At 56.6% G+C, this 12102-nt stretch carries 14 protein-coding genes; 8 read left to right on the forward strand and 6 right to left on the reverse strand.

Going from position 1 to position 12102, the window contains the following annotated elements:
- Positions 1–9: 9 nt before the first annotated feature.
- Both ACOKCT_RS18250 and ACOKCT_RS18255 read right to left on the reverse strand, forming a co-directional pair.
- Positions 10–1335: a PTS sugar transporter subunit IIC gene (locus tag ACOKCT_RS18250; protein WP_325941859.1), complete on the reverse strand. Its 1326-nt coding sequence runs from the start codon at positions 1333–1335 to the stop codon at positions 10–12.
- Between the two features lie 12 nt (positions 1336–1347).
- A complete protein-coding gene (locus tag ACOKCT_RS18255; RefSeq protein ID WP_103177669.1) occupies positions 1348–1662 on the reverse strand; it encodes a PTS sugar transporter subunit IIB in 315 nt (104 codons plus the stop codon).
- A 294-nt stretch (positions 1663–1956) separates the two neighbouring features.
- Between ACOKCT_RS18255 and ACOKCT_RS18260 the strand changes: the two genes are divergently transcribed.
- Positions 1957–2904, forward strand: a complete 948-nt coding sequence (locus tag ACOKCT_RS18260; protein ID WP_103177670.1) for a LacI family DNA-binding transcriptional regulator — start codon at positions 1957–1959, stop codon at positions 2902–2904.
- Between the two features lie 36 nt (positions 2905–2940).
- On the opposite strand, the gene ACOKCT_RS18265 is transcribed toward ACOKCT_RS18260, so the two are convergent.
- Positions 2941–3237, reverse strand: a complete 297-nt coding sequence (locus tag ACOKCT_RS18265; RefSeq protein WP_103177671.1) for a YicS family protein — start codon at positions 3235–3237, stop codon at positions 2941–2943.
- A 322-nt stretch (positions 3238–3559) separates the two neighbouring features.
- Here ACOKCT_RS18265 and ACOKCT_RS18270 point away from each other — a divergent pair, with 322 nt between their 5' ends.
- Positions 3560–3979: a GNAT family N-acetyltransferase gene (locus ACOKCT_RS18270; protein WP_103177672.1), complete on the forward strand. Its 420-nt coding sequence runs from the start codon at positions 3560–3562 to the stop codon at positions 3977–3979.
- On the opposite strand, the gene ACOKCT_RS18275 is transcribed toward ACOKCT_RS18270, so the two are convergent.
- On the reverse strand, positions 3976–4635 hold the full coding sequence (locus ACOKCT_RS18275; RefSeq protein WP_103177673.1) for a TetR/AcrR family transcriptional regulator: 660 nt from the start codon (positions 4633–4635) through the stop codon (positions 3976–3978). The genes ACOKCT_RS18270 and ACOKCT_RS18275 overlap by 4 nt on opposite strands.
- A gap of 78 nt (positions 4636–4713) precedes the next feature.
- Here ACOKCT_RS18275 and ACOKCT_RS18280 point away from each other — a divergent pair, with 78 nt between their 5' ends.
- The 6 genes from ACOKCT_RS18280 to ACOKCT_RS18305 all read left to right on the forward strand — a co-directional run bounded on the left by ACOKCT_RS18280 (position 4714) and on the right by ACOKCT_RS18305 (position 9886).
- Positions 4714–6213: an MDR family MFS transporter gene (locus ACOKCT_RS18280; protein ID WP_156653661.1), complete on the forward strand. Its 1500-nt coding sequence runs from the start codon at positions 4714–4716 to the stop codon at positions 6211–6213.
- Positions 6214–6330: 117 nt separating this feature from the next.
- Positions 6331–6591, forward strand: coding sequence for an antitoxin (locus tag ACOKCT_RS18285; RefSeq protein ID WP_103177675.1), 261 nt, complete (start codon positions 6331–6333; stop codon positions 6589–6591).
- Between the two features lie 3 nt (positions 6592–6594).
- Entirely contained in the window at positions 6595–6993 is a 399-nt protein-coding gene (locus ACOKCT_RS18290) for a type II toxin-antitoxin system VapC family toxin (protein ID WP_103177676.1), read from the forward strand.
- Positions 6994–7187: 194 nt separating this feature from the next.
- Positions 7188–7991 (forward strand): lipoprotein NlpA, encoded by an 804-nt coding sequence (nlpA, locus tag ACOKCT_RS18295; RefSeq protein ID WP_214421460.1) that lies wholly within the window; start codon positions 7188–7190, stop codon positions 7989–7991.
- A 127-nt stretch (positions 7992–8118) separates the two neighbouring features.
- Entirely contained in the window at positions 8119–8898 is a 780-nt protein-coding gene (locus tag ACOKCT_RS18300) for an MBL fold metallo-hydrolase (protein WP_214421461.1), read from the forward strand.
- 25 nt (positions 8899–8923) lie between these two features.
- Positions 8924–9886, forward strand: coding sequence for a GlxA family transcriptional regulator (locus tag ACOKCT_RS18305; protein WP_214421462.1), 963 nt, complete (start codon positions 8924–8926; stop codon positions 9884–9886).
- A gap of 19 nt (positions 9887–9905) precedes the next feature.
- Here ACOKCT_RS18305 and ACOKCT_RS18310 read toward each other — a convergent pair whose 3' ends face one another.
- Positions 9906–10994: an AAA family ATPase gene (locus ACOKCT_RS18310; RefSeq protein WP_159340366.1), complete on the reverse strand. Its 1089-nt coding sequence runs from the start codon at positions 10992–10994 to the stop codon at positions 9906–9908.
- Positions 10995–11138: 144 nt separating this feature from the next.
- Entirely contained in the window at positions 11139–12098 is a 960-nt protein-coding gene (locus ACOKCT_RS18315; protein ID WP_420193752.1) for a YbgA family protein, read from the reverse strand.
- Positions 12099–12102 lie beyond the last annotated feature (4 nt).

Raw genomic sequence — 12102 nt, forward strand, 5'->3', positions numbered from 1 at the left:
CTCTTTGACTTAATTGCCGACGGTCCCTGCTGCACCTACGGACGCCTGCGCTTTCTGCTCTTCGGTTTTCACCAGGGAGCGCTCATAAGCACGCAGGAACGGTAAATACATCAGCGCCGACATCACCATACAAATGACGCACATCACCACCGGACTCAGGGCCCAGTTTGCCGCCCAGGAGGCGCCAATCGGAGCCGGCGTCGTCCACGGCGTCAGCGACACAACCTGTGCCAGCCAGCCGAGTTTGGTGGCGGTATACGCCAGACAAGCGTTGATCATCGGAACGAACACGAACGGAATAAACAGCATCGGGTTCATGATGATCGGCGCACCGAACAGAATCGGTTCGTTGATATTAAAGAAGCTTGGCACGATGCCCATTTTGCCGATGGTGCGCAGGTGCGTTGCACGGCTACGCAGCAGCAGGAAGGCCAGCGGCAGGGTAGAGCCCACGCCGCCAATCAGCAGGTAGTGATCCCAGAAGCCCTGCAGATAGACGTGCGGCAGTGCTGCGCCGGCAGCCAGTGCGGCCTGGTTGGCAGAAAGGTTAGCCATCCAGAACGGGTTCATGATGCCGGTGACAATCAGCGCGCCGTGGATGCCGGCAAACCAGAAGATCTGGCACAGCAGCACGGAGAGCAGAATGGCAGGCAGGGAGTCAGAGGCGGAAACCAGCGGCTCCAGCAGGTGCATAATCGCCTGCGGAATGATCATCCCGGTTTGCGCTTCGATAAACAGGTTCAGCGGGTGCAACGTACCGATTATCACCACCACCGGGATCAGGATCTCAAACGAGCGCGCCACGCCGGTCGGCACTTCCTTCGGCAGGCGAATAGTGACGTTATGATCCTTCAGCCAGGCGTAGACGCGGGTGGCATAGATAGAGGTGATCAGCGCGGTGAAGATCCCCTGGCCCGACAGATACTGGGTGGAGATTTTACCGTCGGCATACGGCGCGGCGACCAGCAGGAATGCCATAAAGGCCAGCAGGCCGGACATTACCGGGTCGAGATTAAACTGGCGGCCCAGGCTGGCGCCAATCCCTACCGAGATAAAGAAGGTCATCACGCCCATGCTGAGGTTAAACGGCAACATCAGCTGGTCGCGGTAGGTTTCAGAGAAATCGAGCCAGCCGCGGGCAAAGCTGTTGGTGGTATCCGCGGAGAACGGCGGGAAGATGAACACCAGCATAAACGAGCCGATGATCATAAACGGCAGCGCGGCGGTAAAGCCGTCGCGGATGGCAATCACGTACTTCTGCTGGCCCAGCTTGCCTGCCAGCGGCGCGATGGACTGCTCAATGACGGCAACCATAGATTGATATAACGAACTCATGAGAACACCTTCTTAGTGTGCCGCTTCGATGAGCGACAGAGCATAGTCCAGCACTTTATCGCCACGTTGCATACCGTAATCCATTGTATCGATGGACTGAACGGGTATGCCCTGAGTGGCAGCCTTATCTGAGAGCGTTTTTAACATGTATTTGACTTGCGGTCCGAGAAGCACGACCTGATATTGCGGAAACTGTGTATCAAATTCTGAAACACCGTACGCATCGATTTTGACGGGGAGTCCGCGTTCTTCCGCGGCTTCGACCATTTTCCGTACCAGCAGACTGGTGGACATCCCGGCAGAACAGCACAGCATAATCTTGAACATCGACAACCATCCTCAAAATGTAAATAGTTATTGCGGAGATGATTGGATAACATATGGAAACCGGTTTCCATGCATATAAGACAGAAGTGTGACAGCCATCAAGATCCATTACTTATAGGGGCTGTTTATCGGATTTGGGTCACATATTTTGGCTGCTTTTACATCACTAAGAGTGGAAACGGAAAATCGGTTTCCATAGAAAACGGAAACAGATATACTCCTGAGTGGCTATAATATGAGCCGAAGTGGAATCAGGAATTACAGGGGCCTGGAGAGACCTGTCAGGGGATAAAGATGTCTACAATCAACGATGTATCACGTCTGGCCGGGGTGTCCAAAGCCACGGTATCACGGGTGTTGAGCGGGTCGCGCGGCGTGAAGGAAGCCAGCCGTCAGGCCGTACTGAAAGCAGTTGAAGAGCTGAACTACCGGCCAAACGTGATTGCCCAGTCGCTGCTGAGCCAGACAACCGGTTGTATCGGCGTGATTTGCGCCCACGACAACATTAACCAGACTACGGGTTACCTTTACGCGCTGGAAAAACACCTTAGCCAGCACCAGAAGCACCTGCTGCTTCGCTTCGCCAACACCAAAGCCGAAGTCATGGGCGCGCTGGATGAACTCTCCTGCGGGCTATGCGATGACATTCTGATTATCGGCGCCCGTTTTCCACTGCATATCGATCAGGAGAATGTCATCCTGGTGGACTGCATGGAAACCGGTAACGTCAACAGTATCCAGTATGACCACGCTTTCGCCGCGGAAACCGCCTGTAATTTCCTCGCCAGCCAGGGGCGACGCCAGATTGCCCTGATCCATCCGTACGGCAGTGGTTTTGCCGATCAGGTGCTGCTGGGCTACAAGCATGGGCTGGAAAAGAACTTCCTGCCGTTTAATCGCAACCTGGTCTTTATGGAAGCCACCTCATCCTCCGTGGCCCTGCAGGAGCTGCTCAATAACGCCTCTACGCTCAATTTCAACGCCTTACTGGTGGCCGACGAGCAGGAAGCGCAGCGGGTGATCCCCCAGCTCCAGGCGTTCAACCGATCGGTGCCGGGCGACATCATGGTCTTCAGTCTGGCGGGTTCACTGCATCTGCCGGGTATTCCAACCATTCCGGCGATTGAGTACTCAATGGATGCCATGGCGGCACGGATCGTCAGCTGGCTGAATGAGAAGACCCAGATGCTGGGTTCGTATGTGCTGCGCGGGGATTTAATTATTCCGGATGTGCGTCGCTAAAAAATTAAGGGGGCTGCATGGCCCCTTTATGCGTAATCAGTAATCCTCCATGCAGTCCACCTGACTGACGGCATCCCAGTAACCTTCCTGATTGTTCCGCTCCATCGCCACCACCGCGTTTTTGACCAGCATCTGATTCGCCTCAGACGCCATAATCATCGCCTGCCACTCTTTATCGGTTTGCTTGCGTTGCGGGGCACAGGCTTTTTTCACATCCTTTAAAACCGCCTGTTTCATCTGCTCTAGCTTTGCCGGATCGTTCATCTCCTGAGCATGAACGAAGGCGGCGAAAAGCAGGCAGACGATGAGGCAAAACAGGTGCGCTGACTTCATGGAAACCTCCGGAAAAAAACACACACGTTTATGAAATATATCGTTACATCCGCCGTTGCGACCCAAGCCGAAAGTATTAATTTTGCCAATAGTTGCGCAGGGGTACGACTAAGCGTAGCCGCAGAATTTGCCGGAGAGGGAAGCGCAGAAGAAAAATGTGTGACGGCTGGCGGGTGACAGGTAACAAGGGGTGATAGTGCTCGCAAAGGCAATTTTTCGTTGATTTCAGTTACATTTTTTAACCCATACAGGACCAGAATTTGGCGTTTGTATCCCGGGCGGAGTATGCGATAGTCGATCTGCAACGTAACGGGGGATTGATATGCAACTGAGTATTACCGACACCATTACCGAACACGAGCAGGAAGAGTTACTCCAGCTACTGCGGATCTATAACAGCCAGTTTATTGATTTTTCCCGCGTGGGGAGCGATCTCGCCGTCTATGCCCGCGATGACAGCGGCAACATGCGCGGCGGACTCATCGGCAATCGCCAGGGCGAGTGGTTGAATATCAAATACCTGTGGGTATCCGATGAATTGCGTGGAAGCGGGCTTGGCAGCCAGTTGATGCATGCCGCTGAAGAGGAGGCCCGGAAGCAGGGGTGCCGACATGCACTGGTGGACACTTTCAGTTTTCAGGCGCGTCCGTTTTATGAAAAGCAGGGCTATAAGCTGGAAATGACGCTCAACGATTTTCCCTACCCGGGAATACAACGACATTACCTGTCGAAGGCGCTTTAACCGCCAATACCACTGCCCATCACCGCCAGAGCATGGCGCACAATACGTTCCGGCGAGAGGGCGCTTAACCTCTCGTCATTGCGCATGCGTGAAAAGGGCACCAGCACCAGGCTCAACAGCGTGGTGAATAAAAGCTCCGGCGCCAGATCGCGGTTCAGTTTACCCTCCTGCTGCCAGCGGGCAACGGTATCCAGCGTCCCCTGATATTTCTCATCGCCAAAGCGGGCCTGCAGATGCGCGCGCAGTACCGGCATTTCACCGATCACCTCCTGCATCCACAGCGGCGCGAACCAGTGATGCTTTACGGCCAGTTCGGCCAGCTTTTCCACCATCAACCTCAGGGCGGTAACCGGATCGTCCGGGTGAGCGCTGAAAAGCGTCGCGATGGCGCTGCGAAGCGGCAGAAAACGCTCCTCGATCATCGCATCAAGCAGTTGTTCCCGGGAGTTGAAGTAGTAGTGCAGCATCGCCGGCGTCACGCCCGCTTCTTTGGCAATGGCATTAAGCGAGGTGCGGGCAATACCCTGGCGCGCAAAGAGATCGAGGGCGATATCCAGCAGCTGTTCCCGGCTGGTGGCGGTGGGTTTACTTCCGCGTGGGCGTCCGGGACGGCGAGCCTGTGGCGTAGGGTCGGAATTATCTTTATGTGCTGACATGCGCGGAGGATCCCTTGACCTGATTCATAACTTCATTAAATATTAATTATCCAATTAATTAATTTCAAGCGGTGTTTTATGGTCTCCGATTCAACAACGCAAACCAAAAACGCGCCCCCGGTGCGGCTGCTCTTCAGCGCGCTCCTGCTGGTGATGCTGCTCTCGGCTCTCGATCAGACCATCGTCTCCACGGCGCTGCCCACCATTGTGGGCGAGCTGGGCGGCCTGGATAAACTCTCCTGGGTCGTGACGGCCTATATTCTGAGCTCCACGATTGTGGTGCCGCTGTACGGTAAGTTTGGCGATCTCTTTGGCCGCAAAATCGTGCTGCAAATCGCGATTGTTCTTTTTCTGGTGGGCTCCGCCCTGTGCGGGCTGGCGCAGAATATGACCCAACTGGTACTGATGCGCGCCCTGCAAGGGCTGGGCGGCGGGGGGCTGATGGTGATCAGCATGGCGGCGGTGGCCGACGTTATTCCCCCCGCGGAGCGTGGCCGCTATCAGGGCTTATTCGGCGGGGTCTTTGGGCTCGCGACGGTGATTGGTCCGCTGGTCGGTGGTTTTCTGGTGCAGCACGCCTCCTGGCGCTGGATTTTCTACATCAATCTGCCGCTGGGCCTGTTTGCCCTGCTGGTGATTGGCGCGGTCTTCCGCGGCAGCGCGAAGCGCAACAAACATGAGATCGACTATCTGGGGGCGATTTACCTTAGCATGGCCCTGCTGTGCATCATTCTGTTTACCAGCGAAGGGGGCACGGTACGCGAGTGGAGTGACCCGCAGCTGTGGTGCATTCTGGCCTTTGGCCTGACGGGTATCGCCGGGTTTATCTACGAGGAGCGTCTGGCGTGGGAGCCGATTATTCCCCTGTCGCTTTTCCGGGATCGCAGCTTTCTGCTGTGCAGCCTGATTGGCTTTATTATCGGTATGTCGCTGTTTGGCTCGGTCACCTTCCTGCCGCTCTATCTGCAGATTGTCAAAGAGGCGACCCCGACTGAAGCCGGTTTACAGCTGATCCCGCTGATGGGCGGACTGCTGCTGACCTCAATTATCAGCGGGCGCATTATCAGCCGCACCGGGAAATACCGCCTGTTCCCCATCCTCGGTACCCTGCTGGGTGTGGTCGGTATGGCCCTGCTCACGCGGATCACCATCGAATCACCGATCTGGCAGCTTTACCTGTTTACCGGCGTGCTGGGGGCGGGGCTGGGTCTGGTGATGCAGGTGCTGGTGCTGGCGGTACAGAACAGCGTCTCATCCAGCCAGTACGGTGTGGCCACTTCAGGCGTAACGTTGTTCCGCTCCATCGGCGGGGCGATTGGCGTGGCGCTGTTTGGCGCGGTCTTCACCCACGTATTGCAGTCGGGCCTGATGGCGCGGATCCCCGAGGGGACCGAACTGCCGCGGGAGATGAACCCCACCGCCATTCATCACCTGCCGGATGCCCTGCGCCTGGACTACCTGGACGCCTTTGGCTCCGCCATTCATGCGGTGTTTTTGATGGCTGCCGCGATCATGGTGCTGGCCTTTGTCCTGTCGTGGTTCCTGCGTGAGGCGCCGCTGCGCAAGCGGGAGGCGTAAAGTTAGCGGGTCAGCTATTTGTTGCGAGTCGCTTTCCGAATTTTGACGCTCTGGCTTGTCATTCCCGACGCTGCTGGCGCATGCTTTGTCCTGGTTAATAAATCAGCAGAGGTTGCGATGGAACGTAAAGCAAAACTGTTCAAAAAAGGGCGAAACCAGGCGGTTTTACTGCCTGCTGAGTTCGCGTTTGACTCAGAGAATGTCTGGATCCGGCGGGATGAAGAGGGGAATGTTGTGTTGAGGGCTATGTCAGAGAAGGAACGGCACAGGGAAAATTTTTTGCGTTTACTGAAGCAGACTCATGTCCCTGATTCTTTCCTGAGTAAAGAGGAACGCAATCAGAGCTATACGACAAGAGATCCTTTTGAAGGATTATAGAAAATGCTGCATATGCTGGACACTAACATAGTAAGCCATCTCGTGAGGCAGCATCCAGGAGTGGTAAATCACTATTCCCGGTTGGCGCCAGAAGATATGTGTATTTCAAGCGTAACGGAGGCTGAGCTGCTTTACGGCGTTGCCAAAAAGCAAAGTCTTAGATTGCACGAAACCATCTCGGAATTTCTTAAAACTATCACCGTTTGCGACTGGGACAGTGACGCCGCGGCAATATACGGCAAGCTGCGCGCCGAAATGGAAAAGCGCGGGAAAGTCATGGGCGATCTCGATCAGTTGATCGCAGCGCACGCAATCAGCCGGGGCACAACGATTGTGACTAACGATCAGGCTTTCGCCATGGTGCAGGAACTGACAGTCGAAGACTGGACTACCGCAGCCTGACTCCCCCCACCCGGTGGCGCGACGCTTACCGGGCCTGCGACAGTTCTCCGTCTCAGCACGTAGGCCGGGCAAGCGCAGCGCCGCCCGGCAAAACCCGCATATAACTTATCCTTCTTATTGATTCCTTTTCGTTTTTTAACCTGCCGCTGGGTTGCCGATATAGTCGATAAAACATTTCTCAAAAGGACTGACCGGTGAAACTTCGATTGGGTGCTCTTCTTCTTGCTGGCCTGCTGCTGGCGGGCTGCGACCAAAGCGGCAGCGATGCTAAACACATTAAGGTCGGCGTGATCAACGGCGCCGAGCAGGACGTGGCGGAAGTCGCCAAAAAAGTGGCGAAAGAGAAGTTCGGCCTCGACGTTGAGCTGGTGGGCTTTAGCGGCTCGCTGCTGCCAAACGACGCCACTAACCACGGTGAGCTGGACGCCAACGTCTTCCAGCATCGCCCATTCCTGGCGGAAGACAACAAAGCACACGGCTACAAGCTAGTGGCAGTGGGGAACACCTTTGTCTTCCCGATGGCGGGTTATTCCCGCAAGATCAAATCGGTCTCTGAACTCAAAGATGGCGCAACCATCGCCATTCCGAACGACCCCACCAACCTGGGCCGTGCGCTGTTGCTGCTGCAAAACGAAAAGCTGATCGTCCTGAAACCGGACGTTGGTTTACTGCCGACGGCGCTGGATATCACCGCCAACCCAAAAAACCTGAAAATCATGGAGCTGGAGGGGGCGCAACTGCCGCGCGTGCTGGACGATCCGAAAGTGGATGTGGCGATTATCAGCACCACCTATCTCCAGCAAACCGGGCTGTCGCCGGTGCATGACAGCGTCTTTATCGAAGATAAAAACTCGCCTTACGTGAACATTGTGGTGACGCGGGAAGATAATAAAGATGCCCAGAAGGTGAAGGAGTTTATCCAGGCGTACCAGTCGCCAGAGGTCGCGAAGGCGGCAGAGTCCATCTTTAACGGCGGGGCAGTGCCGGGCTGGGAATAAATCATCATGCCGCTCACTGCGGCATGAAGATAAGTTGGCCCAATCCCATCGTTGAATGCCCTTTAGCCCACATTCTGCCGTTCCTCCTCCGGCTATTCTTTCTGCAATACAGACCGGAGGAGAGCTCATGAACATCACCCACATTCGTAACGCGACACAGCTTATCACCTATGCCGGAAAGCGCTTTCTGGTTGACCCGATGCTGGCACCTAAAGGGACTTACCCCGGCTTTCCGGGCACTGCCCGGGAGGCGATCCGCAACCCGATGGTGGAACTGCCCTGTGCGATTGAAACCCTGCTGGATGTCGATGCCGTTATCGTAACCCATACCCACCCCGATCACTGGGATCAGTACGCCATCGAGCGGATCGCCAAAGACAAACCGATCTTCGTGCAGAACGAAGATGACGCGCAGCTGCTGCGCAGCCAGGGCTTCACCCAACTCAGCGTGCTGACGGACAACAGCCCGTTTGGCGATATCCAGCTAAGTAAAACCGACGGCGGCCAGCACGGTACCGATCGCGCCTATGCGGTGCCGGAGCTGGCGGAGCGGCTGGGCGAAGCCTGCGGCGTGGTGTTTCGTCATCCTGACGAAAAGACGCTCTGCATTGTTGGGGATACGATCTGGCGCGAGGCGGTAGCAACCGACCTGCAAAAACATCAGCCGGATGTGGTGGTCATCAACGCCGGTTATGCCCACGTGATCGGGTTTGGGCCGATCATCATGGGTCAGGAGGATGTGCTGAATATCCACTTCCTGCTACCGCAGGCGAAAATTGTGGCGGTCCATATGGAGGCCATCAACCACTGCCTGCTGACCCGCAGCGCGTTGCGCCAGTATGCAGAGGATAATCAGGTCAGCGACGTGCTGAGCATTCCTCAGGACGGTGAATCCGTTATATTCTGAGGCAATCAGGGGAAAGGAGAGATCAATGCCGCTTACTCACGTTGCCATTGTCGCCGTGGACGGGTTCAGCCCGTTCCACTACTCCGTCCCCTGCATTCTGTTTGGGGATACCGTTTCCGGTAAAAAGCGTTTTAATGTGACGATCTGCGCCGAAAAGCCCGGACTCCTGACCTCGCCTGACGGCTTCGCGCTCAACGCAACGCAGGATTATTCTGCCATCGGGCAGGCCGATATCGTGGTGGTGCCTTACTGGCAACACGTACTGGCGCGTCCCCCGCAGGCGCTGCTCGACAGCCTGGTGCAGGCCAAAGACCACGGGGCGGAGATCGTCGGGCTCTGTCTGGGGTCATTTGTTCTCGGCTATGCCGGTATCCTGGACGGCAAACGCGCGGCAACCCACTGGGAGTTCGAACGCCAGTTTCAGACGCTTTTCCCGAACGTGCAGCTCGATATCAACGCGCTGTACGTTGATGACGACCGCATCATCACCTCTGCCGGTACCGCCGCCGCGCTGGACTGCTGCCTGTACATTATCCGTCAGCGCTTTGGCGGCGTGGTGGCCAACCAGATTGCCCGGCGGATGATCGTGCCGCCCCACCGCGAGGGCGGGCAGGCGCAGTTTATCGCCCAGCCGGTGCCGGAAACCACCCGCGATGCGCGGATCAACTACCTGATCGACTATCTCCAGCGTAATATCAGCCAGCCGCTCAGCCTGGATGCGCTGGCAGAGAGCGTGGCGATGAGTCGCCGCACCCTGACCCGCCATTTTATGAAAGCCACCGGGATGAGTGTGGCCTCGTGGATCACCGCCGAACGCCTGCGGCGTAGCCAGCTGTTGCTGGAGAGCAGCAATCTGCCGATAGAGGCGGTGGCAGAGCAGGTGGGCTATCTCTCAGCCGTAACTTGGCGTCAGCAGTTTAAGGCCCGCTTTGGCGTCAGCCCGGCGGAGTGGCGCAAAACCTTCCGCACGCAGGCCCAGGCCGGATAAGCGTAGCGCCATCCGGCATTTACCCCAGCCGCGCCATTCTCGTCTCGCCTTCCACCATCGACAGCTGATACAGCGAAAACGATCGATGCTTCTCAATCAGGTTCGCCAGCTCCGGCGAGTGGCTGGTGAGCCAGATCTGCGAATAGCGGCTGGCCTCAGCAATCAGGCTAGCCAGAGCAGGCAGCATCTGCGGATGCAGGCTGTTTTCCGGTTCGTTGAGGGCGATAAAAGCGGGCGGGCGCGGGCTGAGCAGGGCCACCGCCAGACAGAGAAAACGCAGCGTGCCGTCGGAAAACTCTGCGGGCTCCAGCGGCCGGCTTAAGCCTTCGCGCTGCATCATCATCCGGAAACGTCCGCCCGTATTGTCGCTGTAAAAGACGCAGCCGGGGAAAGCCTGGTCGAGAATACGCATCAGCAGCATCTCGTCACCAATCTCGACGATAGTCTGAAACGCGGCCGCCAGGTTTGCGCCGTCGCTGGCCAGCACTGGCGAACGGAACCCCACCTGCGGGGCGCGCATCGCCGAACCGGATGAGACAGAAAACTCATGATAAAAACGCCAGTTACGCAGGGATTCGCGCATCTGCGACACCTCGGGGTAGAGGTGCGGCTCGCCGAGCTGGCCGAAGACCGATTCGTTCTCATACAGGGTGCCGCTGTGGGTCACCTTCTCGTGATGAACATTATTCAGAAACACGGTCTGGTTTTTGCGCTGCATCAGGCGTGCGGAGGGACGCCGCTGATGGCCGCTCAGCCAGATGGACTCCTCTTTGATGACCGGATCGAGCTGAAACTGCGAGGGATAAGGCAGCTTTTCGACAAAACCCACCTGCAGTTCATACTCGTAAGTTTCGGTTTCCACCGCCAGATTCATCCGCCGCAGCTGGTCGCTGCGGGTTTTGCCTGCCCAGAACACCTTCAGAATGCCGCCTTCATTCGCCAGCGCCTGGGAAAACTGCCCCTGCGCCGCGCTGTGCATCAGGTGGATGGCTTTATAGATATTCGATTTTCCGCTGCCGTTCGGGCCGAAAACGATATTGAGCTGCTCCAGATCCAGCGACATGTCGCGAATCGAACGGTAGTTTTGAATGTGCAGGGTGTTGATCATGGGCAGACCCTTTTGCGGCTTAAACCTGTATAAAGTTACAGTATTTTAAGCAAACTGCAAAAAAAAGACGACAGTGAGGGTGTCGTCTAAACGGGGTACTGCTTTGGGCCTCTCGGGGTCAATGGGGCCTTCGCATTGTGAATTTCAGGCTACAGCGAGACGCAGACCTAAATCATCCGGGTAGGGATCAAAGTAGTTTTGCGTCATCAGGTACTGGTCAGGGTATTCCGCCAGATAGTGCTTCAGCAGCGTGAGCGGGGCGAGAATAGGCAGTAATCCGTCACGGTAATGCAGGATCACGTCGCGCAGTTCGCCGCGCTGGCGGCTGTTAAGCTGGTTACGGAAATAGCCCTGAATATGCATCAGGACGTTAGTGTGGTTTTTGCGCGAGGCGGGTTGCTTCAGGATCGCCATCAGCTTTTCGCGGTACGCCTCGAAGAAAGCGTTCAGATCTTCCCACTCGTGCAGCGAAGCGACGAACGGGCCAATCTCCCGGTAGCCTGCCTGATGATGGGCCAGCAGCTGGAGTTTGTAACGACTGTGGAAGTCCAGCAGCGCGCGGCGCGTCAGACCATTGGCGCGCAGGGTGTTCAGTTCGTGAAGGGCAAAGACGCGCTCAACAAAATTCTCCCGCAGTACCGGATCGTGCAGGCGTCCATCCTCCTCCACCGGTAACCATGGCCAGGTTTCAAGGAGCGCAGCGGTGAACAGCCCGACACCCTCCTTGCGGCCCCGGTTGCCGTTTTCATCATAAAGCCGCACGCGTTCCATGCCGCAGCTGGGGGATTTGGCACAGACGATAAAGCCAGCAAGATCGCCGATTTTTGGCAGATAACCCGCCGCAAAATCGGCCATCTTCTGCGTAACGTCTTCGTGAAGCGCTTTGCTGAACCGCATCTGCGTCTCACCGCTGTCGGTCAGAACCAGACGCAGCGCCGGACGAGGCGTCGGCAGACCAATAGCCATTTCCGGACAGACGGGCCTGAAGTTGACCCACTGGGCCAGCTCATCCATGACAAAGCCCATACGCTTATGACCGCCGTCGAAGCGAACGGCGGAACCGGTTAAACATCCGCTAATACCCAGTACAGGTTTCGTTGTCATGGTG

It is taken from the genome of Leclercia sp. M-A074-M, from assembly GCF_965195605.1.
GTDB lineage: Bacteria > Pseudomonadota > Gammaproteobacteria > Enterobacterales > Enterobacteriaceae > Enterobacter.

Coding starts and splice junctions, on each gene's coding strand:
- ACOKCT_RS18250 (WP_325941859.1), bottom strand. CDS start 1,335: ATGAGTTCGTTATATCAATCTATGGTTGCCGTCATTGAGCAGTCCATC.
- ACOKCT_RS18255 (WP_103177669.1), bottom strand. CDS start 1,662: ATGTTCAAGATTATGCTGTGCTGTTCTGCCGGGATGTCCACCAGTCTG.
- ACOKCT_RS18260 (WP_103177670.1), top strand. CDS start 1,957: ATGTCTACAATCAACGATGTATCACGTCTGGCCGGGGTGTCCAAAGCC.
- ACOKCT_RS18265 (WP_103177671.1), bottom strand. CDS start 3,237: ATGAAGTCAGCGCACCTGTTTTGCCTCATCGTCTGCCTGCTTTTCGCC.
- ACOKCT_RS18270 (WP_103177672.1), top strand. CDS start 3,560: ATGCAACTGAGTATTACCGACACCATTACCGAACACGAGCAGGAAGAG.
- ACOKCT_RS18275 (WP_103177673.1), bottom strand. CDS start 4,635: ATGTCAGCACATAAAGATAATTCCGACCCTACGCCACAGGCTCGCCGT.
- ACOKCT_RS18280 (WP_156653661.1), top strand. CDS start 4,714: ATGGTCTCCGATTCAACAACGCAAACCAAAAACGCGCCCCCGGTGCGG.
- ACOKCT_RS18285 (WP_103177675.1), top strand. CDS start 6,331: ATGGAACGTAAAGCAAAACTGTTCAAAAAAGGGCGAAACCAGGCGGTT.
- ACOKCT_RS18290 (WP_103177676.1), top strand. CDS start 6,595: ATGCTGCATATGCTGGACACTAACATAGTAAGCCATCTCGTGAGGCAG.
- ACOKCT_RS18300 (WP_214421461.1), top strand. CDS start 8,119: ATGAACATCACCCACATTCGTAACGCGACACAGCTTATCACCTATGCC.
- ACOKCT_RS18305 (WP_214421462.1), top strand. CDS start 8,924: ATGCCGCTTACTCACGTTGCCATTGTCGCCGTGGACGGGTTCAGCCCG.
- ACOKCT_RS18310 (WP_159340366.1), bottom strand. CDS start 10,994: ATGATCAACACCCTGCACATTCAAAACTACCGTTCGATTCGCGACATG.
- ACOKCT_RS18315 (WP_420193752.1), bottom strand. CDS start 12,098: ATGACAACGAAACCTGTACTGGGTATTAGCGGATGTTTAACCGGTTCC.